At 44.6% G+C, this 26,585-nt stretch carries 25 protein-coding genes and 1 riboswitch; of the genes, 2 read left to right on the forward strand and 23 right to left on the reverse strand.

Annotation, left to right across the window (positions count from 1 at the left end; all coding sequences use genetic code 11):
* Positions 1-83: 83 nt before the first annotated feature.
* The 3 genes from BM200_RS27480 to BM200_RS27490 all read right to left on the reverse strand — a co-directional run bounded on the left by BM200_RS27480 (position 84) and on the right by BM200_RS27490 (position 2,407).
* Positions 84-806: an amino acid ABC transporter ATP-binding protein gene (locus tag BM200_RS27480; protein WP_091190230.1), complete on the reverse strand. Its 723-nt coding sequence runs from the start codon at positions 804-806 to the stop codon at positions 84-86.
* On the reverse strand, positions 799-1,470 hold the full coding sequence (locus tag BM200_RS27485) for an amino acid ABC transporter permease (RefSeq protein ID WP_091190233.1): 672 nt from the start codon (positions 1,468-1,470) through the stop codon (positions 799-801). The genes BM200_RS27480 and BM200_RS27485 overlap by 8 nt, the downstream gene beginning before the upstream one ends.
* Positions 1,471-1,546: 76 nt before the next feature.
* Complete coding sequence (locus BM200_RS27490) at positions 1,547-2,407, reverse strand: ABC transporter substrate-binding protein (protein WP_091190235.1); 861 nt, start codon at positions 2,405-2,407, stop codon at positions 1,547-1,549.
* Positions 2,408-2,657: 250 nt separating this feature from the next.
* Between BM200_RS27490 and BM200_RS27495 the strand changes: the two genes are divergently transcribed.
* Entirely contained in the window at positions 2,658-2,960 is a 303-nt protein-coding gene (locus tag BM200_RS27495) for a hypothetical protein (RefSeq protein ID WP_091190237.1), read from the forward strand.
* Between the two features lie 41 nt (positions 2,961-3,001).
* Here BM200_RS27495 and BM200_RS27500 read toward each other — a convergent pair whose 3' ends face one another.
* From BM200_RS27500 to BM200_RS27585, 18 genes are all read right to left on the reverse strand, one after another.
* The gene (locus tag BM200_RS27500) at positions 3,002-4,273 is read right to left on the reverse strand and encodes a nucleobase:cation symporter-2 family protein (RefSeq protein WP_091190239.1); all 1,272 of its coding nucleotides are present in this window, start codon (positions 4,271-4,273) and stop codon (positions 3,002-3,004) included.
* 2 nt (positions 4,274-4,275) lie between these two features.
* Positions 4,276-4,878: a xanthine phosphoribosyltransferase gene (locus BM200_RS27505; RefSeq protein WP_091190241.1), complete on the reverse strand. Its 603-nt coding sequence runs from the start codon at positions 4,876-4,878 to the stop codon at positions 4,276-4,278.
* Positions 4,879-5,028: 150 nt separating this feature from the next.
* A riboswitch (purine riboswitch) is annotated at positions 5,029-5,132 on the reverse strand.
* A gap of 199 nt (positions 5,133-5,331) precedes the next feature.
* The gene (locus BM200_RS27510; RefSeq protein ID WP_091190243.1) at positions 5,332-6,504 is read right to left on the reverse strand and encodes a glycosyltransferase family 4 protein; all 1,173 of its coding nucleotides are present in this window, start codon (positions 6,502-6,504) and stop codon (positions 5,332-5,334) included.
* Positions 6,501-7,646 (reverse strand): glycosyltransferase, encoded by a 1,146-nt coding sequence (locus tag BM200_RS27515; RefSeq protein ID WP_091190245.1) that lies wholly within the window; start codon positions 7,644-7,646, stop codon positions 6,501-6,503. Before BM200_RS27515 ends, BM200_RS27510 begins: the two co-directional genes overlap by 4 nt.
* A gap of 17 nt (positions 7,647-7,663) precedes the next feature.
* Positions 7,664-8,674, reverse strand: a complete 1,011-nt coding sequence (locus BM200_RS27520; RefSeq protein WP_091190248.1) for a polysaccharide deacetylase family protein — start codon at positions 8,672-8,674, stop codon at positions 7,664-7,666.
* Between the two features lie 41 nt (positions 8,675-8,715).
* The gene (locus BM200_RS27525) at positions 8,716-10,077 is read right to left on the reverse strand and encodes a phenylacetate--CoA ligase family protein (RefSeq protein WP_091190251.1); all 1,362 of its coding nucleotides are present in this window, start codon (positions 10,075-10,077) and stop codon (positions 8,716-8,718) included.
* Between the two features lie 49 nt (positions 10,078-10,126).
* Complete coding sequence (locus BM200_RS27530; protein WP_091190252.1) at positions 10,127-10,687, reverse strand: YdcF family protein; 561 nt, start codon at positions 10,685-10,687, stop codon at positions 10,127-10,129.
* A gap of 2 nt (positions 10,688-10,689) precedes the next feature.
* The gene (locus tag BM200_RS27535) at positions 10,690-11,634 is read right to left on the reverse strand and encodes a glycoside hydrolase family protein (RefSeq protein WP_091190255.1); all 945 of its coding nucleotides are present in this window, start codon (positions 11,632-11,634) and stop codon (positions 10,690-10,692) included.
* Between the two features lie 29 nt (positions 11,635-11,663).
* Positions 11,664-12,332, reverse strand: coding sequence for a sugar transferase (locus BM200_RS27540; RefSeq protein WP_245773178.1), 669 nt, complete (start codon positions 12,330-12,332; stop codon positions 11,664-11,666).
* A gap of 7 nt (positions 12,333-12,339) precedes the next feature.
* Positions 12,340-13,437, reverse strand: a complete 1,098-nt coding sequence (locus tag BM200_RS27545; RefSeq protein ID WP_091190259.1) for a glycosyltransferase — start codon at positions 13,435-13,437, stop codon at positions 12,340-12,342.
* An 18-nt stretch (positions 13,438-13,455) separates the two neighbouring features.
* A complete protein-coding gene (locus tag BM200_RS27550; RefSeq protein WP_091190261.1) occupies positions 13,456-14,706 on the reverse strand; it encodes an O-antigen ligase family protein in 1,251 nt (416 codons plus the stop codon).
* A gap of 2 nt (positions 14,707-14,708) precedes the next feature.
* Entirely contained in the window at positions 14,709-16,016 is a 1,308-nt protein-coding gene (locus BM200_RS27555; protein ID WP_091190263.1) for a lipopolysaccharide biosynthesis protein, read from the reverse strand.
* Positions 16,017-16,092: 76 nt separating this feature from the next.
* Positions 16,093-16,674: a tyrosine-protein kinase family protein gene (locus BM200_RS27560; protein ID WP_175533057.1), complete on the reverse strand. Its 582-nt coding sequence runs from the start codon at positions 16,672-16,674 to the stop codon at positions 16,093-16,095.
* A gap of 49 nt (positions 16,675-16,723) precedes the next feature.
* Positions 16,724-17,470, reverse strand: coding sequence for a YveK family protein (locus BM200_RS27565; protein WP_091190268.1), 747 nt, complete (start codon positions 17,468-17,470; stop codon positions 16,724-16,726).
* A gap of 83 nt (positions 17,471-17,553) precedes the next feature.
* Positions 17,554-18,705, reverse strand: a complete 1,152-nt coding sequence (locus BM200_RS27570) for an acyltransferase family protein (RefSeq protein WP_175533058.1) — start codon at positions 18,703-18,705, stop codon at positions 17,554-17,556.
* A gap of 24 nt (positions 18,706-18,729) precedes the next feature.
* Positions 18,730-19,692, reverse strand: coding sequence for an NAD-dependent epimerase/dehydratase family protein (locus tag BM200_RS27575; RefSeq protein ID WP_091190272.1), 963 nt, complete (start codon positions 19,690-19,692; stop codon positions 18,730-18,732).
* Positions 19,693-19,768: 76 nt separating this feature from the next.
* Positions 19,769-21,106, reverse strand: a complete 1,338-nt coding sequence (locus BM200_RS27580; protein WP_091190275.1) for a UDP-glucose dehydrogenase family protein — start codon at positions 21,104-21,106, stop codon at positions 19,769-19,771.
* A gap of 16 nt (positions 21,107-21,122) precedes the next feature.
* On the reverse strand, positions 21,123-22,157 hold the full coding sequence (locus BM200_RS27585; protein WP_091190277.1) for an NAD-dependent epimerase: 1,035 nt from the start codon (positions 22,155-22,157) through the stop codon (positions 21,123-21,125).
* 446 nt (positions 22,158-22,603) lie between these two features.
* On the opposite strand from BM200_RS27585, the gene BM200_RS27590 reads away from it, so the two are divergent.
* Positions 22,604-24,271, forward strand: a complete 1,668-nt coding sequence (locus BM200_RS27590; protein ID WP_091190279.1) for a right-handed parallel beta-helix repeat-containing protein — start codon at positions 22,604-22,606, stop codon at positions 24,269-24,271.
* A 149-nt stretch (positions 24,272-24,420) separates the two neighbouring features.
* Here BM200_RS27590 and groL read toward each other — a convergent pair whose 3' ends face one another.
* Positions 24,421-26,049, reverse strand: a complete 1,629-nt coding sequence (gene groL / locus BM200_RS27595; protein ID WP_091190282.1) for a chaperonin GroEL — start codon at positions 26,047-26,049, stop codon at positions 24,421-24,423.
* 66 nt (positions 26,050-26,115) lie between these two features.
* A complete protein-coding gene (groES, locus tag BM200_RS27600; RefSeq protein ID WP_091190283.1) occupies positions 26,116-26,397 on the reverse strand; it encodes a co-chaperone GroES in 282 nt (93 codons plus the stop codon).
* Positions 26,398-26,585 lie beyond the last annotated feature (188 nt).

Consider the following 26,585-nt stretch of genomic DNA (forward strand, 5'->3'; position numbering starts at 1 on the left):
GCCCCGGCAATAAAATCCCCGCTAATCAAAAGAGACTTCCAAGGAGCAACAACGCTCCCTCGGAAGTCTCTTTTTCAAGTTCATTATAATACTTTGCTAAGGAATTCCTTCGTTCTTGGGTGCTGCGGATTCGCAAACACATCCCGCGGAGCTCCCTGCTCAACAATCTGTCCGCCGTCAATAAACAACAAACGGTCTCCAACCTCGCGTGCAAAGCCCATCTCATGGGTAACGATAACCATCGTCATACCTTCCTTCGCCAGCGCCTTCATAACGTCAAGAACTTCGCCCACCATCTCCGGGTCAAGCGCCGATGTAGGCTCGTCAAACAGCATCACGTGAGGGCGCATCGCCAGCGCACGCGCAATCGCTACACGCTGCTTCTGTCCGCCGGACAAGCGATTCGGATAGGCATCACGCTTCTCCTCCAGTCCAACCCGGCGCAGCAGTTCAAGACCAATCTTCTCCGCTTCAGCCTTTGGCATGTTCTGTACCTTGATAGGAGCAAGCGTTACGTTTTCCAGAACCGTCTTGTGCGGAAACAGATTAAACTGTTGAAATACCATCCCCATGCTTTGACGCAGTTCATTAATATTAACTCTGCGGTCCGTCAGCAGCTTGCCTTCGTATTCGATTTCGCCGCCTGTTGGGGACTCAAGCAAATTGAGACACCGGAGAAAGGTGCTTTTGCCGGAGCCGCTCGGCCCGATGACAACAACAACCTCGCCCTTGGCGATCTCCGCGTTGATACCGTTCAGGATATTGGCTTTGCCAAATGATTTCTTCAGTCCGCTTACCTTAATCACTTGCTTTCAACCTCCTCTCGCCAATGCCAAGCAGCTTGGACATCGTAAAGATCAAGACAAAATAAATCAGAGCCGATACAAGCATTGGTTCAAGCGATATGAATGTCGCACCCCGAATCGAGTTAGCCTGATAAGTCAATTCGGCGAAGCCGATAACCGACAGAACCGAGGATTCTTTTACAACAACGACAAACTCGTTGCCAAGCGCCGGAAGCACATTTTTAAACGCTTGAGGAAGAATAATTTGTCGCATTGCCAGACTTCTCGACATCCCAAGCGAACGGGCAGCCTCCATTTGGCCTTTATCAACCGCCTGAATCCCCGCTCTCATAATCTCGGCGATGTACGCGGCGCTGTTAATGGTCAGAGCCAGGTAAGCAGCCGTAAAGATCCCGATATCAAACCCAAGGAAAATCGGAAGACCATAGTTAAACAAGAACAGCTGGACGATAAGCGGTGTCCCGCGAATAATTTCTACATATACAGATCCGATCAGACGAAGCGGCCATAGTCCTGAAAGACGCAAAAACGATACCAGCGTTCCTAATACAAGTCCGCTAAGAACGGCTAGCAGAGAAACCTCCAGGGTCATTCTGATGCCTGTCCAGTAATAAGAGCCATATTCGTTCAGAAAAGAAAAATCCCAATGATACGCTAATTCCATTGCTGTCAACCCTGCCTTCTGTATTCACATGAAAAGGGAAATAGCGGCTTACTCCTCTATTTCCCTAATCATCGATTTATTGCTCCGAGACTGCTGTCATTTCCGAAACCCATTGATCAATCTTCTTGTCTGCAATCAGATGATCAAGCGTTTTTTGAATTTCCGCCAATAGACCGGCTTCCCCTTTATTAACAGCGACAGCTGATCCGCTGTTCTCGTATTCAGGTGAAATTGCCGTCAGTGCAAGATCCGAATTTGTGTTCGCGTAACCTTGAGCAACCGGAAGCTCAGCGATAAGGGCATCCACCTTTTTCGATTTCAGCTCAAGAACCAAATCCGTTGTTTTACCCAAAGACTTCAGCTTTGCCCCTTTGATGCCTTGGGCAATTTTCTCTTGCGTAGAGCCCATCTGAACACCAATGGCTTTGCCTTCAAGATCAGCCATCGTATTGAATTTTGCGTTATCCTCAGCACGCACAAGGACGCCTTGCTTCGCTTCGTAATAGATCTTCGAGAAGTCTACGGCTTTCGCGCGTTCCGCATCCGGTGTCATACCCGCGATTACGAAGTCGATTTTGCCAAGCTTCAGCTCTGCAAGCAGGTTGCCGAAGTCCATATCTTTAATCTCCAGATCAACACCAAGATCCTTTGCGATTTCTTTCGCAATCTCGATGTCGAAGCCTACGATTGTATCTTTCCCATCAATATTCTTATGGAACTCATATGGCGCATATTCCGCGCTTGTTCCAAGGACGATTTTGCCGGCTTTCTTAATGTCCGCCAGCTTGCCCGTTGCCTCTGCAGCACCGTTGTCAGCCGAAGCCGCCGGGCTTTCATTAGACGATGCATTATTCCCATTTTTGTTGCCGCCGCATGCTGCAAGCGTCAGTACGACAACCAAAGTTAATACCAATACCAAGCTTTTCTTAACTGTCATGTCATTCAACTCCTGATGTCTGATCATTAAAAACTAGTTGATTATAATTCATAATCACGCATAAAGATACAGGTTTTTTCTCCCATTATTTTCAGTTTTTCTAAGCCGTCAGTCCTAAAAACAGCCTTCTATGGAAGCATTCCCATTTCCATGACAATCCTTCCCCAACGCTTCTGTTAAAAACTTCATCCTAAAGCCAAGATAACGAGTATAATAAGAGCTTACCCAATCCAATAATGAGGTGCTTCGAATGTCCATTAGCTTCACATCTTCAATCATTAGCCGATTAAAACGGGAAATAACGGAGATAGAGCGGCAGATTGTTAATGATAAGAATAAAATCGCCAAAATAAATGCTAAAGTCAAACAGCTTCAAAAGGACACCACTGAAGGCTCCTCGCCGGCAGACCAGAGCAAATTGACTCAGATCAAAAAGCTGAGCGCACAAGCTGCACAATTAGCGGACATGCAAGCCGATCTGGCCAAGCAGTTGTCCGTGAAAAACGCGGAGCTCAGGCTTCAGCTTGCAAAGGACAAAGAAAAAGGGATGTAACTCCATAACGGGCTACATCCACTGAAAAGATCATAATTAAATCAAGCTTCTGAGCTGTTCTTGCTGGATAGCAGCAAATTCAGCAGAATAGCTGTAACGGATCCCGTTACGATCCCGTTCTGAAGCAGCATTTTCGCAAAATCCGGCAATTGGTCGAAGATTTGCGGTACCGCTGACGAACCGAGGCCGATGGCAATGCTGCAGGCAGCGATAAGCAGGTTTCGCTCCTGCCGCAGATCTACTTCTGACAATATCGAGATGCCGGATGCCGCAACGGAGCCGAACATAACAAGCATCGCTCCGCCAAGCACCGCGTTCGGGATAACGGTTGTAATAGCGGCAAGCTTTGGCAGCAGGCCGAGCACAACCATAATTCCGCCAGCCGCAAAAATGACATCCCTGGTCTTTACGCGAGTCAGCGTGATCAAGCCAACATTTTGCGAAAAAGCCGTATAGGGAAACGCGTTAAATAAGCCGCCAAGCATAATCGCCGCCCCTTCGGAACGCAAACCGTTAATGATCTGTTTCTGCTCAACCTTCTGATCCGTCGCCCGGCCGACTGCCAAGTAGACGCCTGTCGATTCCACCATGCTTACAATATTGACTATAATCATCGTAAAGACTGCAGTTAGGCTAAATTGCGGTGTGCCGAAGTAGAACGGCTGAACGATGTTAAACCATGATGCTTCGGAGACAGGCGCTAAGCTAACCATCCCCATCGAGTATGCCGCAATGGTACCAACGGCAAGCCCGATCAGAACGGAAATAGATCGCAAGAAGCCTTTAGCGAACCGATTAACGAGCAAAATGACGACTAGCGTGCCAAGAGCCAATAGTAAATTGCGCGGCATGCCGAAATCGCTGCTGCCTTGACCGCCGGCAACATTATTCATCGCTACGGGGATCAATGAAAGTCCAATGATCGTAACGACCGAACCGGTGACGATAACAGGAAAGAACTTTAACAGCTTCCCGTAGAGCGGTGCGGCCAATACAACAAATAAGCCTGATAAAATAATCGCTCCATAGGCAGTCGCCAAATTCGAGGCCGAAGCAATCGCTATAATCGGACCTACTGCCGTAAACGTGCAGCCGAGTATAACGGGCAGTCTGCTGCCAAAATATTTCGTACCCAGCACCTGCAAAATTGTCGCAAGCCCGCAGGTGAACAGATCTGCTGCAATTAAGTATGCCATCTGTGCGCCGTTCAATTGGAGTGCGCCTCCGACGATTAACGGAACGACAACAGCACCCGCGTACATCGCTAAGACATGCTGAAACCCTAATGTAATTGCCCTTTGTTTGCCCAGCATACCTATACCGTCTCCTTTACCAGCACTTTGGCAGGTTCCTGAAAATAGATTTCCCCTGGCGCCATTTTGGAAATGGTCGCAAGCGACTCAACGCTGACATTCATCTGCTCAAGCAATCCTCGTCCCTCTTGAAACCCTTTTTCAATCACGCAGCCTACACCTGCCAGTTCAGCTCCAGCTTCACTAACGATTTGAACTAAGCCAACAAGCGCTGCCCCTGTCGCAAGAAAGTCGTCTACGATGAGCACTTTATCTTCCGGTCCCAAATAATTTTTAGAAATCGTCACCTGGTAAGTTTCTTGTCTTGTAAAGGAGTGGACGGACGCGGAATAGACCTGCTCGGATTGCGTAACCGCCTTTTTCTTCTTGGCATAAACAAACGGAACTTGTAGAGCAATGCCAACAGCCATCGCAAATTGAATGCCGCTTGCTTCAATCGTCAGCACCTTCGTAATCGGCTTGTCCGCAAACCGTCTGGCAAATTCCCTGCCAATCTCTAACGCAAGCGCCGTGTCCACTTGATGATTCAAGAAGGAGTCCACCTTAAGTACCGTATCGGACAATATCAATCCTTCTTCGCGTATTCGATCTTCCAGCACTTTCATCGTTAGTATACCGCTCCTCTTCGTAATGTAAAAAAAAGGGACAAGCCCCTTAAGCTAATGCTCAAGTGTGGCCTGTCCCTACGACATCCCTATTCGTGTACGCTAATCTAATCCTATATCTCCCCAAAAAAAGAGGACAGAAATATAAAACGTGAAAAGCGAATCACTCATAGTCGGATAGTTGCAATGGTTATCCGGTAGAAACTTTTGGGCCATATCCCCAAGATTATATGAGTTGCATTTAAAAAAGCATTTACCATAATACTAGGAATGTCTAGTAGATTACAAGTGGTAAGTTTTTGAAGAAACAAAAGACTTCCCACCAAGTTCGTTAGAACTGATGAGAAGTCTTCTTTAACTAAAAACTACCGAGCACCTCGAATCATGACCTGTGGGGTCCTCCTTATATAAACGATAGGATGATTGCAATAACGGATGATCCCTCCTTTTTTTCTACACGGTGAACTTGATTGGCGATACTGCTGCTTGCTCTTTAGGCAACGGAATGCGCTCGGAGTACACATCTTTCATCTCTTCAACGATGTTGGGAATATCAAATGATTCTGCTTTTTCCCAGCTGGTTTTCCCCATCTCAGAACGCAGTTTTGGATTTAGATAAAGTTTCAGCAGCGCTCCAGTGGTTGCCGCCACGTTTCCGACCGGTACTCTATAACCATTCTCGTTCGATGCTACCAGTTCTCGATTGCCTCGAATATCCGTAACAACCATCGGTTTTCCAGCTGACATCGCTTCAAGCAGCACCTTAGGAAGTCCTTCACGCTCAGACATTAACGCACAGGTATCCGCGATATTCATCAGCTCCGGAACATCTCTGCGGAAACCTAAGAATAAGATGTTCTTTTCCAGATTCAATTGTTGGACCAACGCTCTCAAGACCGGTTCCCGGTCACCAACTCCTGCCAGCAAACCAACAACAGGCACGCCAAGCTGGGTCAGTTCATGCAGCGCATATATGAGTTGCTCGATATTCTTATTGCGGTTCAGCTCTGCCACACTGAGCACCACAAATTCTTTACCGCTCAAACCAAGTTCATTGCGGAGCGAAGCGACTTTCTTAAGATCAATGTTCCGATAAGAGCTGACATCAACGCCAACACCCGGGATATATACAACCTTGTTCCGCACAGGAAATTTACTGGCTCTTTCATGATCTTCATGATTAATTGCTATAATGACATCCGTCCATCTCGCTAGCATTCGTTCAACCGGGTAATATAACAACCAGTTGAGCAGCGGCGAGCCTTTGAAGAAATGGAAGCCATGTGCCGTATAAATAACATTCTTACAGCCAGCCAGCTTGGCGGCTATTCGGCATACTACACTTGCATTGGGTGTATGGACATGAATCATATCGTATTGCTCTTCTTTAAATCGCTTTACCAATTGCTTTAATGCTTTAACATTCTGCATAGAGAACGGATTTCGACTAAACGGAATATCGTGACAGGCAATGAAGGCTCGTTTGACGTCTTCCTTGCAATGATCTGGGCTTGCATAAGCATGCACTTCATAGCCATGATACTTTAACATGTTCATGAATGGTATATGAAACACGGACAAATGAGAGTAAACCGTTGCTACATAGGCAATTTTTTTCGTACTCATCGTAATCCTCCTTGAATATCGCCTACTTTAATTTTACGTCCTTTCACTTGATCATACAGGGATTCCCATTTCGCGATAATTGCGTCCATCTCATAATGGTTCATTACAAATTCACGGCCTTTTCTACCCATGACTTCCCTATCATTAGCCGATAGCGCCATTAGCGAAATCATTCTTTCGGCCAGATGTTCACTATCAGAAGCTCTCGCCAAATATCCAGACATACCTTCTTTAACGACTTCCCGGTTCCCGCCTACATCTGTCGCTACCATCGGGAGCTCGCATGCGGATGCTTCAAGCAAGACCATGGGCATCCCTTCCCATAGGGAGGACATGACATAGGCGTTTGAAGCGTTCATTATACGCGGAATGTCATCGCGAATACCCAAAAACTTGATCTTGTTGTCGAGTCCAAGTGACTTAGATTGCAGTTCAAGAGCTTGCCGATCTTCTCCGTCGCCGACAATTAACAGCTGACACTTGCTATTGTGCTGAATAACTTGTTTGAAGGATTTCAATAATGTCGGATAATCCTTAACCATAGACAATCTGCCGACTGCCAGCCAAACGAACTCATCTTCAAGTCCAAGCTCGTGACGAAGAGAATCGTACGAATCCGCATTTTTCTTGAATCGCTTCAAATTGATACCGTTTGGAACAAACATAATTTTTCTCTTTGTACTGGCTCCCTTTTGTATAAAGCTGTCTACCGCATCCTGACTCACATTGGTCATTAAATTACAAAGTGAATCTGTTAGCCGGTACATCAGCATCCTAATTTTCCCCCCTTCATTTGTGTTGTGCGCCGTTGAGATTAATACCGGCATATACGTAACGAGACGAGTTATTCTGGCCAGCAAGTTCGCATGGATCATATGACTGTGGATGATATCCGGACTGAAATCCATGATCAGCCTTCTCAATTTCCATATCGCCCGCGGATCCGGGGCTCCTTTGTTCATATCCAGTGTATTGATTTGGATTCCTTCTCTGTTGAGATTCTCTACATTAATAGTAGGCTTAATCATGGAGATGATCTGAGCAGTCCAACCTTTCGCTGTCAGTCCTCTGGCCAGCTCAATGACTTGCATTTCAGCTCCAGCATGATCCAAACCAGTGATAAGAAATAATATTTTCTTCATATCGGCAAGTCTCCTTCTTACCCACTTAATCGATTTTCATCAAATTTGACTGACGTTACTTGGGCAGTTAGATCTTCCATACTCATGCTTACCATTCCATATTGTTTATTCAGCTTTTCAAAATGATCGATTATCTTTTTGATAAAGATCCAGTTCTCTTCCTGGTTTCTCGCAAAATTATAAGGATGCCACCAAAGATGATAGACAAGACCATGCTTGGCGGCATAAGTCATGCTTGATAGAATCCGTTGCAGGCGAAGACGTTCAAGCAATCGCAGCTTTCCGGAATACGGCCTTAGAAAATGACTGGCGGGTATATTGACCGGCATGCTGTCTGCTGACTCCTCTACCGAATAGCAGTTATGCCCGGAAAGGTTGAGATAGGTATCCATCAATCGAAACGCTCTTAACAGAAACGAATCATTTTTGCTGTATCCTTCCCGATAAATCCAATGATCAGGGTTGCCTCGGTAGGACCGGATACCCTGCTCCTGAAGCACGCCTAAATAGGTTTCATTAAACTGATTCCTGGGGAAAACGATACTTTGGATATTGTAGCCCTTCTTCTCTGCGATTCGAATGGCAGCTGCTATATCCGCATTAAATTGATCAACCGTCTGCCCTTCCTCTAAGCAATAATAATGAGAAAACGTATGTGTAGATATTCGCTGGTACTTCGTTTTTTGAATAGCTTTTATGATTGAAGGTGCAAAATGAAACGATTCCTGCTGGCCGCCGTCAATTGTTTGATCTGCAATATAAGGATAGGGAGATAAATTTTCATTTTTATAGGTTGGTTTTTGCTGCGGGATGCTGCTCATCATCTCATCTGCATGGTCACAGAACATAAGCCCAACTACTGCCCAGGTAGCATGGATGCGCTGCTCTTCAAACAGCTTTAGCAGCTTCGGGATGATTTCCAGCTCATTCGACATCTGTGCTTCATACTGATCCAATGTAACAATATCTCTTACTCCCCAGTACAACTCAAAATCAAGTGATATGACAAAGCGGCCATTGTTTTGCATGGATTAGTTTCATTCCTTATCTTAGAATAATTTTCTTTAGCTCAGTGCACCATTGATATGGTAAAGCGGTACTTCCCTGAAGAAGTTGATTCGATATAATCAACAAATTCGAAATCCACTTCACATTGTCCGCCCATAATCGTTCTGGCATCCTCTACCAGTCTCTTGATTTCTTCCGAATAAACCTGATAATGATCGAGCTTCTTATTGGCAGGATCTACAATAATCTTGATCCTGTCATATCTGTCTTGGACGACCTGAAATTTATTAATGAATGCACTCGACATCAACAAGCGGATAAACATCCTTCCATCTATCCGGTCACCATTCTTATTGATGAAAATATCAGTCGTTCTTCCGATTACATCCTTCAGTAAGGGCATTCCCCGTCCACAAGAGCATTCTTCATCTGACATAACGCCCATATCGCCTATGCGGTATCGAATCAATGGCATGGTATAGTTAGTCAGCAGAGTGATGACGATTTCTCCATATTCCCCTGGCTCCACGGGCTGTCCCTTGTCGTTAAGAATCTCTACATAATGGGTCATTGCCGATAGGTGTAATCCATGATGATGATCACATTCACATGCGATGTCGCCAACTTCTCTGGAACCATAACGATTAAACACCGGCGCCTTGAACACCCTCTGAATGGTTTCGCGCATCTGCGGATGAAGGACGCCAGCCGAGGTCAGAACCGCTTTAGGCGTATAAATATAAAGACCTCTTTCCTCAATGAATTTTGCCAGGTCATATAGATTTTCAGCAAAAGCAGTAATTTGCACAGGTTTAAATTCATTTAATTCATGGATAAACTCTTTCATTCTGTCTTGCGTCATGCGGAAGGAATTTAACCAGCGCTCATTCCTCATCCATCTGCCTAAATACGTTTTTACGGTCTCTCTCCCAACAAGCGTGTCCCTTACAGACCCCCAGACATAGGCTCTTCTGCAGCCCATCTCCATACCGGTCCATTCATCATCTTGCAGCTTGACGGCTGAGCTCCAGTCCATAAATTGTTTATCCTGAAGCAGCTTGATCGGTACCCCCGTTGATCCTCCCGACGATTCCTCAAAGGGTGAGCGCGAATCGAGATCATCGGATTTTAGTGCATCAAAATGTCGCTTGATCGTATCTTTATCAAGCAGCGGAAGGTGATGAAAACGATCGAGGTGAACATTGCCACTCTCATCAACCGTTCCATTTTCAAGTAATAAATGCCGGTAATAGGGAACATGAACGTAAGCATGCTGTAACAGCGCCGTCAGCTTGGTCCGCTGTAACCTCAATATTTCTTGTTTGCTTAGCCATTGCCACTCGTCCAGTTTTTGTTTATATTTCAGTGTGTTCCCTTTTACTTTGAGCTCTATCTCCCAGGCCACCCGCTTAATATTGTTCATTTTAGATTGCTCCTAACCGAACAGTGGTTGAGTTACTTTCTGAATATATTTAGTATTTAATAATGTAGCCGAACAATTTGATATATTCTGAAATCGTGTAGTTCACGTATTTCCGTTTACTCCACCAGTACACGGGATCGAAGTTTACACTTGGAGCATTAACATAGGTCAGATCTATACCGGAATGGCTATAGACCTTATTGAATGTGTAGCTTACTCGTCGCATATGATAGTTACTCGATACGACCAGGGCTGACTGAAAGCCATACTGCTCCATAAGAGCCTTTGAATAAACAGCATTTGTATAGGTGCTTGTTGCCTGGTATTCGGGAATAATAGCGGACTGTGACACCCCCGAGCGTATAAGCGAGCTTAGTCTAATTTCACCGTAGCCGCGACCATCCGTTCTAGTCACAATCATTCGATTCGCATAACCTTGATTCATCAGTTCGATGGCTTTCTCCATTCTGCCTACGTCTCCACTTAGCAGAATGATGACATCTACTTTTTTTGGTTCCTCGTTAACGACCAGGAATCTGCCGATTAAACAAAATAGAAGTGCCAGCACTAATAGAATCGCTACATTGATCCCTATTAATTTTCTAATCATGGTTATTTGGCCGATACAGACAAATTGTCTATTCCATCATCGATATAAGCCCGATCATCTATAGAGACATTGGATTGAATCTGATTACGCAGCGAGTTTCTGTCGAGATGAACAGCTTCTGCGCCTAAATGGTAATCCCAAATCATCGCTTGGATATAGTTTTTTGTCCCTTTAACAAATATGGCCTGCTTAGTCTGCTCGCTTGTTTGAATTTGCACGCCAGTGAAGTTGTTCCCTGAGATCTCATAAGGCAAATCCATATGCCCGTCGAGGTAGATGCCGTAATCAGCGTCTTTAATGAAGATTTGCGAGAAATTGTTGCCATTAATCCATATCTTATCCGGCTTTTGCACAGGTTCTGTTTTGAAATAAATCGCTTTCTCAAAGCCGGTAATGTTTAGGTTATGCGCTTCGACCCAGCTGACATGATCCGATCCTTCCTCCGCATAAAAAAACAGGCCATTACCATAACCCGGACGGCCAATAATCTTGATATTTGAAATACCCGCAGATTTTAACGTTCCGGAAAACTCCTGGGCCCCGTCCAGGTAAATACCCGATTTACTGTACCCTTTGAAATCATAGGCATAAATGATGCCCCCGTTAACCGCGGAATTTCTGCGCAGCTCAATAACATTCACATTTCTGACCGGAACAAGCATGGTGCCCGAGTTTAGTTGAAGCGTGACGGAAGGCTTTACGATTATTGTATTTCCAACATCAAACTTGCCTGCCGGAATTTCCACATCCCCCCCGCCGCTAGCGGCTGCCAAGTCAATCGCTTGCTGTATATCAGAGCCGTCTTGTATATGAGCTATTGCTTCCAGCACATGTTCACCAGCCCTCGCAGGTGTAGAATGATTAGAACGGTCAGGATACCAAAGCTTCAAAATCACTATTACGATTGCAGCTGCAATTACACTAAATAACCATATTTTTTTCTTCATCCATCCGCCCCGCTATGATCAATTTAACCTTATCTAGCCCCTTCGCCTGTTATTACCACTCGAACGGTCTTCAGCAAAATTAGGAGATCCAGCCTTAAGGATAGTCGGTCAATATACTGCATATCCAGCTCCAGCTTTTGTTTCGGAGTGATATCGTAACCGCCGTTAATTTGAGCCCAGCCGGTCAAGCCTGGCTTAACCGCCAGTCTGTTCACGAAACCAGGAATTTCACTGTTAAATTGATAAGTAAAATAAGATCTTTCCGGCCTTGGTCCAACGATGCTCATTTCACCCTTAATGACATTCCAAAGTTGAGGAAGCTCATCAATTCTTGTTTTTCTTATGAAAGCACCTACTTTTGTCACCCGGGAGTCATTTTTCTCTGCCCATTGAAGTCCGTTTTCTTCTGCATTTTTGACCATCGAACGCAGCTTGAAAACATAGAAACTTCTACCCATCAGCCCAACACGTTCCTGTGTATAAAATGCAGGTCCGGTTGTTTCAATCATAATAGCAACCGTAAAAATGGCTACAATAGGTAACGATAGAATAAGCCCGACTATCGCGAGGAATACATCGATCACCCGCTTGAAATATTGGATATACAAACCTTGCTTATACCCTGTTTGCGAAATTACTAAGATGGGTTCTGCAGCCTCTGGCTGATAAGTCTTCCTAATTGCCTCTTCCGTCATCAACAGTCGCTCACCTCATGCTTATAAGTACTTTTTCGTATAAATCCGTAATTTTACGAGAATCATAGTCCAATGCCCTTGCATAACCTTTGCTTCCAATATGAGGGTCGCTTATTCCTTTCAACATACCGTCAGCAAGAGCGGCCGCGTTCTCTACGGGGACAAGCAGACCATATTCACTTCTGCTCAAAATATCACCGGGGCCACTATCGCAATCGGTTGCAACAATCCTTGCCTTACACGCCAGTGCCTCGAGCAGAACATTCGGAAACCCTTCAAACCGAGAAGATAATACAAATAGATCTGCATGCTTCATATAAGGATAAGGATTTTCTGTAAAGCCTATAAAATGCACGTGTTCAGCAATGTTCAGGGATGAAGCGAGCCGAGCCAATTCCGCTTGCAGACTTCCTTCACCCAAAATATATAAATTCGAATCCGGGTATTGAAGCGAAACCTGCTTGAAGGCTTGAATCAAAATATCGTAACCCTTTTGATACTCCAGCCTGCCGACAGAGACGATATTTTTGCCTATACGACTCGTGTAGGGGCTCGGTTCACTGGAGAGCCGGGCAATCGTCTTGATATCGATCGGATTATTAATGGTCGTCACCCGGCTTCCCTGAACACCGGTAAACGTCATAATCTCATTACGCATCAATTCGGATTGTGCAATAATTTGATCCGCCAGCGGATATAATCTTCTATACATCGTTTGATACATTATTTTTCGATAAAAGCTGTAGGAGTTGATTGTTTTCGAGGGCAGATTAGCCTCTCTTATGACTACTTTCGTTTGCCGGCGGATAAAGGGTCTTGCTAGCAGCAAAGACAAATTTAATTGTTCAAGCGTGGAGAGGATCACATCGGGTTTTGTCTTGTTTATGGCGTTCAATAGTTTAGGGATGATATATCGTGCCCTGGTTATTCCAAGGTCAATCACTTCTATATCCGTTGGCAGCTGCTTCGTATATGGTCCCGTTAAATTTGCCGTCATAAATACAGGCTCAAACCGTTCCCTGTCAAAATGCTTCAGCAGATTGACAAAAACTTTCTCCGCCCCGCCACCATGCAAATTGGGAGTCATCAGCATAAGCTTTGTTTTCATACGGAATACTCCCTCTCTTTATTGTTGTACAGCTTCGGCTTGCTGAACGGATACTTTCGTCTTCATATAGTAGGTAATCCCCATAATGATCGACAGCATGATCCAGTGAAACTTACTGTAGTAGGAGACATGTGCTAAATCCCATAGAAGGAAAATGAGCAGTGTGGAGATACTAAAGAATCCAATGTGGCTTTCTGTTTCATTCCCGCTTAATAACTGCTTGAAAGCAGTGACCAGCAAGATGAGAAATATGGAGTAATAGAGCAGCAAACCAAGCAGCCCATTGTCGCTTAGCAGCTCGAGATAATTGTTATGAGAGTAGGTTTGATAGTCTGTTAGATATCGGAATTGATCTGTTCCCCAGCCCGTGATGGGCCTGGCCTCCCACAGCTTCCACGCATCCCCCATCATACTTGATCTTTCCGTTAAGCTGTTGTCGTTGACATTTTTACCTTGAAGCATGTCAAAGATTCTGCTCAATCTGACGAAAAACACGGATTCCTTCAGGAGAATGAACAGTTCTGTCAGCACACCTGCTCCGATGACGAGAATAAGCATTTTTTGCAGGAATTTCACCTTGATAAAAAATCTCACAAATACAAGGAAACCTAGCATAAATACGGAAAGCATCGCTTTACGGGAGCCTGTCAGAAAAATAATTTCGTAGGTGAAGAGCACTAGTAGAAGTATGTATACCCCTTTTAGCAGCATCTGGCCAAAAGTAAGCTTGCTTTTCTTTGATTTTTTAATCAGCCCTTCCATTGTAAGGAGCATGCCGATAAATAAGGCAATTGCAAAGGTATTCGGATTTCCCAAAAACGAGGTGACTCGGGTATTGTCGTCAGTAACGATAAAACCGCCGATTTTATTCCAGATATCGATAGTCGCAACGACTAATGCCGCCAAAAAGCCTATGGTGATGGAGTGAAAATGGCCTTGATAATTGACAATATTGACTAGGATGAGGGATATGAAGAACAGCTGGACGAGAGTGAACATCATATCCACGCTCTGATTCGTCCATATCAAACTTATGGAGACATAAATAATAAAGCAAAGGTAGCAGAGCAGCGGGATAGGTACTACAAATTTATAGTCCTTGATTTGGGTAATCTCAAATACAAAGAAACCAACGACCAGGCATGCACAGCCTTGTGGAATCCAGGACAAGGAGGGATTAAATGAAAACACGATAATCGTAAATACGAATACAGACAAACAAATATTAGTCAAAGTTAAACGTTTGTCAGCTGCCATGGTATTGGTCATGATTAGCCTCCATATTTCCTCACTCTTTCCTTACTGGCCTTCAGCATGGATGCGATCAAATAGGTATTAAATACGACACCTACCAAGGTAAACATCGCTATACAATTTACAACTGAAAAATAGGTTCCGCCTACAAACAATGCCCCAAATCTTGCTGTCATGAGCAGCGTCTCATAAATTAACAGCCTTCGTTGCAGACCAAATACGGTCATTAGCACTAATGCCGGAGCACTTATAAAGGATAAGAACATCCATATGACCATCCAGCTTGCATAGACCCCAGCTTCCATCCATTCGGTGCCAAGAATGATCTTGAATAATTGCGGGCCAAAAACAACGATGAACAAAGAGGGCAGTAAGGCAATAAGGGCAAGAGTAACCGTAAATTTTTTGAACATTGCATTCAAATTAATCTCGTCCTGCCGGGCTTCGCTTATCCGCTGCAGAAGCACCTGTCTGACCGATTGGGCAACCAGTGTAACCGGGAATTGTATAAGTCTTAACCCCAGCGAATAAAGACCAATAACCGCTGATCCGTAGAAATAGCTGAGCATAAAAATCGGCAAATTTTGCGATAGCGAGTTTACCAACGTTTGAGGTGTGCTGTATACCGGAAATTCCGAATATTTTCGAGCTGCTTGCCTCAGCTGATCAACCTTAAAGTTACGTTTGAAGAGGCTTGAATTCTCTCTCCATGTTTGGAATAACCAGATCGCGGAAGCAATCACTTGTCCGACAATTTGACCCCCGATCAAGCCCATCGAGGCAAAACCGGATGATCCTGCGGCGATTTGGGTGGAGGCGATACTGCCCTGGCGTCCTACCAATGACTTGGACATCCGTTTGTACTGCTTCTGTCTAGTGCTCCAATAATTGAGGCATTGATACAAGCCCATTGCACAAACACTTATTGGCACCCAGATCAGCCACTTTTTTAATTCAGGGGAACCAAATAAGCGGGCAATGGAATCATCAAAGAATAAACAAAAGATTAGCAAAACCGCACTCAGCAATACGGTTATGATGCAGGATAGCAGAAAGATACGAGTCGCTTCGTCCTCATCTTTAGGCAGCACGATGGCCACCTCATATCGGAATGATGCGATTACTGAAAATAACGTGATGATCGATACATAGAGCGAAAAAACACCTAGCTGATCTGGCTGATAGATCCGACTCAATACCGGTACGATTATCATGGCGATCATTTGAGCAATTGCCGTTCCATACATCATGACAGAGACATTTCTGATAAATTTATTATTTATCCATCTATTCAAGACTGGATTCGTAAGACTGCTTATTTTCATATGATGTTCTCCGTCCTCACCACTGCACCTCTACCTTAAATGAAGGAGCAAAGGTGCAGCGACATTTCAACAACAACTAATTAGCGATCTTGCGTTTGTTTTTGTTATTAAATACGACTCCGACAATTCTGGTATTTACCTGCTCAATCATAGACTTCACCTTCAAAGCGTGATTCTTCTTCACCTTGCCGTCCTTCATGACAAGCAGCACCCCATCACTCATGGAAGATACAATTTGAGCATCCGACCATATCATGGCGGGCGGCGTATCCATAATGATCAAATCGAATTCCCTCTTTAACTCCTCCAGAAGGGTAGACATTTTGCTGGAAGTCAGCAATTCAATCGGGTCGATAAAATTCGGGCCGGATGAAATCAGGAACAGATTCGGCATCATCGTATAACGAATGATATCGCTGGTCTCGTAACGTTCCGTCACGACATTGGTAAGCCCATTGTTATTGGCTACTCCGAATACTTCATGAAGGAACGGTGTCCTGAGATTCGCATCCACTAACAACACCTTTTTATCCTTCTGAGCGTAAGAGCAAGCTAAGTTAACTGCAGCTGTCGTCTTGCCTTCTGATTTCCCGGCCGAAGTGACCGTTAACACTTGGCAGGTTTCGTTTTCCATAATTTGATCAATTTTATTTCTCATTTTCCAACAAGCCTCAATGATAGGCGAAGACGGTTTATACTTTTCCTTTTTACTGGTTAATGGCCACATAAGTTCGCTCACCAACTCTTTCATCAGATGTAACACGAAGTGACAGCGGGAACACTTCATTCTTCTTCATCTTCGGAATTACAGTCAGTACGGAAAGTCCAAGCGTCTTTTCAATGACTTCTTCCGATCTCACCTTATCATCCAGATATTCTCTAAGAAGCACGATAGACATACTGATTAGAGACGAAAGAATAAATCCAATGGCGATGTTAATCGGTATGTTTGGTGTAACTGGCTTAGGATTAGGCATGTTAGCTGCCTGATCAAGAATGGAAACGTTATTGATGTTCATAATTTTCGGAATCTCCTGAACCAGAATGTCCGATACAGCGTTAGCAATTTGTGCCGCCTTATTGTAAGAAGCGTCTTTCACTTGAACGGACATAATTTGATTGTTGGATGAGTTAACTTTGACCTTTAGAATCAACTGCTCCGGCGTCATGTTTATTTCCGGATAAGCCGTAACGACCTTTTCCATAAGTCCTGGCGTCTTGACGATATCACGATAGGTCTCAATCAACATCACGTTGGCTAGCAGCACATCATAATCAACCAATTTTCCATCGGTTTCACCATTTGATTTTAGAACGATCTTGGTTGAAGCCTCGTATACGGGTTTCATGTAAAAAACACTGAAGACGCCTACAGCTGACGTAACGAATAAAATGAAGACGATAATGAACCACGCTTTTAACTTAAGCACTCTTAGAACTTGTTTGAGCTCCATTTGTACCCTCTTTTCACTCGTAATTTGTTACAGTTAGTATCTTTATTCCGCAATTCAGATTTTATGATACAATTTGTAACTTGTCAATCAAATTTCCCCACTCTTCGTCCACTTGCTTTCATGATCTGCTTTTCAGGCTTCTGCTGCTGAATTCCTATACCAATCCTGCCTGTAATAAGCGGGCCAAAACGGATTTTATTTAATAGATGCGTAACAGCTATGGAGCCGAAGACAGCCACCGCGAATGCAATAACGACAAATAACAAGAGGTTAGGAAGTGAATATTGTGCAGGAGCTAATTGACTTACACCGTACATGTAAAACCGGGTGAGCAGAAATATGCCGAAGGAGTACTGGCTTACTTTCACTAGAACGACTGGTACCCGAGTTAGTTTTTTTGAGTAATGCACCATAATAAAGATGATGCCTATCGTATAGAACAAAACATCAAATCGTTTCGAATAAACTCTGTCCATGATTCCTGCCTGGTTCAATATAAGCATGGCGGCTGCCGAGAGGATGACGAAGGCGATCACCCATTTTATTTGCCTGCCCAGCATTTCAATAAAGGCTTCAAAGTTTCTGCCGCAATAGAATGCAATTGAGAAGTAGCCTAGCCAAGCGATTGCCGGAACCTTGTTCAGAAAACTAATGATGTAATAATTGCCGAACGGAAGAGATTCAAGGTCAATTAGATTAAATATAGCGAGGTAGAGAACATTGGCGCCGATCGAGCAAATAAGCACAGACCTCATCGAAAATCTGCGGGATATCCACCTGGCAAATAAGATATGCAGCAAATAGAATTGAAAAACAACCAGAAGGAAATAACCAAAGAAATCTGCAAGCAGGAAGTTTTTAGCGAGCTCGTAAAGGTACAGCTTGAAAGTTGGAACCGCATGATCAATATTTACATCGATAATCGAAAATAAAAATGCCATTGCGAGGTAAGGAATTAAAATAAACTTCGCTCTTTTTTTCAAAAAATCCGGCGGAACTCCATCCCGATACGATTTCGATATAATCAACTCAGAAATAAAAATAAACATCGGTGTAGAAAACAGCAGCAGCATCTGAATCATATGGATGATGGCCGGTGTCACGCTGTGACCCGCTGACTCAGATAAATTGAAATGCGTAATTGCCGTATCTAACGAGTTGAATAATACGATTCCTAAGCACGCAATGCTTCTTAGCATGAACATTTCTTTAATCACTTTGGATGAATCCTTCATACCCATCCACCTTCCAGCGCCTGATTATATGTGCGCGGCCGATTCGAGTGCTTTCTCCTGCGTCATTTTGGACAAACGGTAGGAGTATGTCTTCCAGAGTCCCTCTTCCAAACGTACTTTAGGTTCCCATTTCAATTGTTGGATCGCTTTGTGATTATCCAGACAGCTATGCATGATGTCCCCGGCACGGGCAGGACGGTATTCAACCCTTGTTTTCTGATCACAGCAATCTTGCAAGCTCGCTACGAGCGCATTGACACTCAGGGGATGCGCTGTGCCTACGTTTGCAATCACATTCTGTTCAGCAAGAATGGCAGCAATATTCGCATCGGCAATGTCCTCAACGTAGATAAAATCTCTGGTTTGCTCCCCATCTCCATAAATGACAAGCTTTTGTCCACGGAGCAGACGATCAACGAAAATAGCAACTACGCCGCCCTCCCCATCACTAGCTTGGCGCGGTCCATACACATTTGCGTATCGCAAAATTCCGTATTCCAGTCCATATAATTTGGCGTACGTATATATGTACAGCTCTGGCACATATTTGGACACCCCGTAGCCGGACATCGGATGCTTCGGATGAGCTTCGTTAATCAGAGCAGCTTCCGGCATTCCATAGATGGCAGCAGATGAAGCATAAACAAACTTGCGCACACCATACTTCACGGCCAGCTCAAGTAAACGGATCGTAGACAAAATATTGGCTGAGGCATCTTCGAGCGGCTCATTAATGGAATACTGAACGTCTGTTTGCGCAGCCTGGTGTACAATAACATCCGGTCGTTCCTTAGCTAAAATTCCTTCCATCTCATGTGATCTGATATCGGTGTGATAGAAGCGAGCCCCGATTGGAATATTTTCGAATTCCCCTTTGGATAAATTATCAACTACGATTGTTTCCCAGCCTTTCGAGAGACAACGTTCAACGATATGAGAACCAATAAAACCTGCACCGCCTGTAACCATTACTTTTTTGGGGTCCATAGGATTCGATCCACCTTCCAAATTTTCTCTGATTCTTTTCCACGATTCTAACACCACAACGATACAAAATGTATCATTAAAGGCGTGATAATACCGTCTGTTCGGCAGAAACAGCTGTCCGCCCAATGGAATGGTATTCAATACCATGCCCACTCATGCTTGCAAGCGAATAGCAATTTCGTCCGTCCACTACAATTGGACGCTTTAAGAGCTGACGCACTTGTTCTAAATCAAGCGTAATAAATTCTCTCCACTCTGTAAGAATTAAACATGCATCGCAGCCGGCAATCGTTTGATAAACGCCTATGCCATAATTCACATCACTGCCGAACCATTTTCTCGCCTCAGACATGGCAACTGGATCGTACACCCGTACGCTCGCTCCTGCAGCAATCAAGGCAGGAATGAGTGCAAGTGACGGCGCATCGCGCAAATCGTCGGTATTGGGTTTAAACGACAACCCTAGCACAGCTATCGTTGTTCCTCGCAGATCACCCAATGCCTGAACCAATTTCTTGAGCAGCACATACTTCTGCTCTTCGTTGGTTTGAATAACCTCCTTCAACAGACCAAAATTATACCCCGCTTGATCAGCCATCCAGTTCAATGCATGTGTATCCTTTGGAAAACATGATCCGCCATAGCCAATACCTGCTCGGAGGAACGCAGAACCGATACGGCTATCTGAACCGATTCCTTCAGCCACATCCTCCACATCTGCTCCATACCGCTCACATAAATTCGCAATTGCGTTAATAAACGAAATTTTAGTCGCTAAGAATGCATTCGCCGCATATTTGATCATTTCGGCACTCTCGGGAGTGGTAAAATAGGTTTTCGTATTGAGCGGCTCAAAGCAATCTGCGACCAACTGTGCAGCTTCCGGACGAATCGCCCCCACAATGCATCGTTCCATCTTCATAAAATCAGCAACGGCAGAGCCTTCTCGTAAAAATTCAGGATTGGAAACGACATCAAACGGGATTTGCGGATTCTGCATATTCGCCCGGATCCAGCTGTCTACCATTCGTCCTGTACCAACCGGAACCGTGCTCTTTATTACAATCGTTTTGTATGCTGTCAAATGACGGCCAATAAATTCCGCTACTGATTGAATATAACCTAGATCCGCAGCACCTGTAGGAGCCATCGGCGTTCCAACAGCAATAAACAACAAATCCGATTGTTCGATAGCAGACGCCATATCGGACGTAAACGACAACCGACCAGCAGCAACATTTTCTGCAACCATTGCTTCGAGTCCCGGCTCATAAATCGGAATTCGACCCTGCTGGAGCCACTCGATTTTGTCAGCATTAGTATCGCAGCATTGCACGCTATGGCCGATATGTGCCAAGCATGTGCCGTTTACAAGCCCTACATACCCCGTACCAATCATGGCAATTGTTCTCATGTTCCTGTCTCCTCTGTTAATCTCCGCTTATAGACTTCGTCAACTCGAGCCCCTTAACTTGATAAAACGCTTTATACCAGGAAACGAATTTGCCTAATCCCGCATCCAATGGCGTTTCAGGCTTGAATCCAACCTGTTCCTCTAAAGACTTGGTGTCCGCATAGGTTACTTCGACGTCCCCAGGATGCATTGGGCGATATTCCATACGAGCTTTTTTTCCCAAATGCCGTTCAAGAAGATTAATCATCTCCATTAACTTGACAGGACTGTGATTGCCGATATTATAAATACGGTAAGGAGCATTACTGCTTCCTGTCTGTCCATTCCAATTGCTGTCAGGCGCAGGTGGAAGTGGGATGAGATTGGCTATTGCCTGAACGACATCATCCACATAAGTAAAATCACGCCACATTTCCCCATTATTAAATACGGTAATCGGCTTCTCTTCCAGAATATTTCGCGTAAACGAAAAGTAAGCCATATCCGGTCGCCCCCATGGACCGTATACGGTAAAAAACCGCATCCCCGTCACTGGTAAACCATAAATATGACTATAAGCATGTGCCATCATCTCATTCATTTTTTTGGTGCTTGCATACAAACTAACCGGATGGTCGGTCATATCTTCCACAGAGAAAGGCACTTTCCGGTTGGCTCCGTAAACGGAACTTGACGATGCGTAAAGAAGATGGCCTATTTGATGAATTCGGCACATCTCCAATATGTTGAGGAAGCCTGTCACATTAGAGTCAATATAGGTTTGAGGATGCTCCAAACTATACCGAACTCCTGCTTGGGCAGCCAAATGAATAACGACTTGAAAGCGATGTTCTTCAAACAGCTGCTCAAGATCGGATCGATTTTCCAGAGACCCTTTTACAAAATGAAATTGGTCACGCTCCAGCAAATGCTCCAGGCGAGCTTGTTTCAACTCCACGTCATAATAACTATTCAGGTTATCGAAACCAACAACGGTGTAACCCAGATCTAATAGCTTACTGGATACATGGAAGCCAATAAATCCAGCGGAGCCCGTTACCAAGATACGCATCTTTCATTCACGCTCCATTTTAGATTAAGAGATAGATACAAATTGTATCTAAAGTATATTTCTAAATTTAAGATACATTTTGTAACAAGTCAAGATAAATTTCTATATAGCACATCTGTGTCTGTATCCATTATCCATCACCTAGCGACCATTGATAATTGCACATTTTCAGCAAGCAAGATGAGTTTTTACATATGGCCCATACCAACTCTACTATTCTTTCATATGTTGTTTTAAAGTGAGTGTCATAGTGTCAATTGAATAGATTTTTGAATACCAAAACGCCGGCTGATTCTACTAGTCTCTGCATGACTACTCGGCACCGCCTTTTATTTTTTTAACAAAGATAAGGATAAACATTAAGAAATAAACGGGCGACGAACACGCGGATTGTAGGTAGCGTACACCGCTTGTGTTTAGTTACGAGAGAAAAAGGAGATGATGGTATGGCAAATGGGGATATGCTTAAATCGGTTTATGACACGAACAATAACGGTGTTGTAGATCAAGCAGCAAAACTACAGACCGCACGAACAATCAAGCTGACAGGAAGCGTTGCGGGTTCTGCAACTTTTGACGGTACAAAGGATATTACGATTACAACAACAGGCGGTGCAAGCCCGCTGGAGAACTGGGTGAATGTAAAATCCTTTGGCGCTCTAGGCAACGGCACTAGTGACGATACAGCAAGAATTAATGCTGCAATCAACTCTCTGCCGGCTTCCGGTGGCACGGTATACATCCCTGAGGGCACTTATATGATCAATACAGGAAACCCTTACAACCCGGTGACAAACGCAACGTGTATCTCACTAAAAAATAACATCACGATTAAAATGACTGAAAATACGGTATTAAAAGCCATCACAAATGCGTATAACAACTATGCAATATTTCTTGTAAGAGCTGTTTCTAACGTAACGATTGAAGGCGGTATCCTGCAAGGAGAAAGGTATACGCATACGGGGCCAACTGCGGGTCAGGTTGGAGTCGGTGTCTGGCTCGAAGGTGCAACAAATGTAACCATTCGCGATGTGACCTGCAAAGAGTTTTGGGGCGACGGAATTTACACTCTGTATCATTCTACACTTGGAAACACAAAAAAAGTAACCGTCGAGAATGTCAGCTTTATTGATAACCGCAGACAAGGCATCTCTATATGCGCTAATGAAAATTTCCGTGTGATCGGCTGCTCGTTTGAAACGACACAGGGAACTGACCCGGCAGCAGGGATTGATATCGAGCCGGAACTTGGCGGGACGGTTAGAGACGTTACCATTACCGGGAATGTGTTCAAAGGGAATAAAATTGGTATCCAGGCCCTCGGCGATGCAAGCGCGACAATCACCGGCAATGTCTTTGAAGGGAATACCATGTGGGGGATTTACCTTGCCTCATCGTCACGCTATTACAGCGTTACAGGCAACATCGTATACGCCAGCGGCAACTATGGTATTTACGTTAACACCTCGACGGATAACGTAATCAGCGGTAATGTCGTTTATAATAACGGCTCGCACGGCATTTATCTGCTGAACAATGCAGACCGGAACGTTATCACAGACAACAAGGTCTACGGAAACTCCGGCGAAGGCATCAATGTTTACAAAAGCTTTGACAATATAATAAACGATAATAACGTTACAAATAATAAGGGCCGCGGTATTTTCATCGCCGTCAGCACAGATAACTCCATTAATGGCAATACCAGCTCAAGTAACGCTTTGTCAGGCATTTACCTTTGGAACTCTAAATACAACTTAGTCGACAGCAATCGCTGCTCCAAAAACGGTCAACACGGTATCTTTGTCAAAGGAGATGCGGCTAACGATTCACTTAGCAACTCCATCTCGAACAATCAATGTAAAGAAAACAGCCAGACGACTAACCAAGGTTATCAAAACATCTTTCTCAGTAGCGGAGCACAAGGCGCGAACACAATCAATAATGTACAGGGCAATATGTGCCGCGCCGGTGGACTCGCCAACAAACCACAGTATGGGATATTGATTGACGCGAACACCAGCGAAACCCTGCTGAAGAACAATGATACTCGCGGCGGTGGAGCAAAAGGCGACTTGTCTGACTCCGGTACAGGAACAGTTCTTATCTAATAAGAAACGGCGATTAATTTCTGTTAGCCATAGGTATCGATATCGCCGTTTTCGTTTATTAACTCATACAAAAAAAGAAGCTTTCCATAAGTTCAGCGAACTTATGAAAAGCTTCTCTTTATTTATATTGAACGTTTAAATGTCCAATCTTACATCATGCCGCCCATACCGCCCATGCCGCCCATGTCAGGCATGCCTGGTTTGTCTTTCTCAGGTTTGTCAGCAACAACGGCTTCAGTAGTCAGGAACATAGCTGCTACGGAAGCTGCGTTTTGCAGTGCGGAACGAGTTACTTTCGCAGGGTCAACGATACCCGCTTCGAACATGTTCACCCATTCGCCAGTAGCGGCATTGTAACCAACGCCTACTTTTTCGTTTTTCAGACGCTCAACGATGACGGAGCCTTCTTGGCCAGCGTTCGCAGCGATTGTGCGAAGCGGCTCTTCGAGGGAGCGCAATACGATGTTAACGCCTGTTTGCTCGTCGCCGGTTGTTTGAACAGCCGCAACTGCTTTGTATACGTTGATCAGAGCTGTACCGCCGCCGGATACGATACCTTCTTCAACCGCTGCGCGAGTCGAGTTCAGGGCATCTTCAATGCGGAGCTTGCGCTCTTTGAGTTCTGTTTCAGTAGCCGCGCCAACTTTGATAACCGCTACGCCGCCAGCCAGTTTAGCCAGACGCTCTTGCAGTTTCTCACGGTCGAACTCGGAAGTTGTTTCTTCCAATTGAACGCGGATTTGGTTTACACGAGCTTGAATGTCTTCCGCGTTGCCGCTGCCGTCAACAATGATCGTGTTTTCTTTTGTAATGCGAACTTGGCGAGCGGAACCGAGTTGCTCCACGGATGCCGATTTCAGTTCAAGACCCAGCTCTTCTGTAACGACTTGAGCGCCAGTCAGAGCTGCGATATCAGCCAGCATCGCTTTGCGGCGGTCGCCAAAGCCCGGAGCTTTAACGCCTACGCAAGTGAATGTACCGCGCAGTTTGTTCAGTACCAGCGTAGCTTGAGCTTCGCCTTCAATGTCTTCCGCGATGATCAGGAGCTGTTTGCCGGATTGAACAACTTTCTCCAGAACCGGAAGGATCTCTTGAATGTTCGAGATTTTTTTGTCCGTGATCAGAATGTATGGGTTGTCGAGGACAGCTTCCATTTTATCTGTATCCGTGATCATGTATGGCGAAACGTAGCCGCGGTCGAATTGCATGCCTTCAACCACTTCAAGCTCCGTTACGAAGCCTTTCGACTCTTCAACGGTGATAACGCCGTCGTTGCCCACTTTTTCCATTGCTTCTGCAATCAGTTGGCCTACTTCGTCGTCAGCAGCGGAGATCGAAGCAACTTGTGCGATCGATTGTTTGCCTTCGATCGGCTTTGCGATTGCTTTCAGCTCTTCAACTGCAGCTTTAACCGCTTTTTCGATACCTTTGCGGATAACCATAGGGTTAGCGCCAGCAGTAACGTTTTTCAAACCTTCGCGAATCATCGCTTGAGCCAGAACGGTAGCTGTTGTTGTACCGTCACCGGCAACGTCGTTTGTTTTTGTTGCTACTTCTTTAACCAGTTGAGCACCCATGTTCTCGAATGCATCTTCCAGCTCGATTTCTTTCGCAATGGATACACCGTCATTTGTAATGAGCGGGCTGCCGAATTTCTTCTCGAGTACCACGTTACGGCCTTTAGGACCAAGCGTTACTTTAACTGCATTTGCAAGGGAATCTACACCACGCAGCATTGCGCGGCGAGCGTCTTCGCTAAATTTAATTTCTTTTGCCATTATCGTGTTACCTCCCAAAAAGTATAATAAGTATCTTGCTTCTTGCCCTCTATGTTAGGAACGGGCTTATCCAAAGATCGCGTGAATGTCGCTTTCCTTCATAATCAAATACTCTTTACCATCATATTTGATTTCTGTTCCCGCATATTTGGAGAAAAGAACGCGGTCGCCTTCTTTAACTTCCAGCGCAACACGAACGCCGTCTTTCAGCGTGCCGCTGCCAACTGCCACCACTCTGCCTTCTTGTGGTTTTTCTTTAGCCGTATCCGGCAAAACGATGCCGCTTGCAGTCGTTTCTTCTTTTGCGATCGGTTCGATCAATACGCGTTCACCTAAAGGTCTGATCATTGAAAATAGCCTCCTTAAAAAATTTGTCGCTTATTGTTTTAAATTAGCACTCGTAAGCTTGAAGTGCTAACAACCATTTTTATCATACTCATTTTCTTGTCTAATTTCAAGTGTCTTGGATCATTTTTGCAGTTATTTAACATCCGCCAACAGGACACCTTCACCATTATAGCCCTAGCGAAAAGACG

Source organism: Paenibacillus catalpae (genome assembly GCF_900112695.1).
In the GTDB taxonomy this organism is placed as follows: Bacteria; Bacillota; Bacilli; order Paenibacillales; family Paenibacillaceae; genus Pristimantibacillus; species Pristimantibacillus catalpae.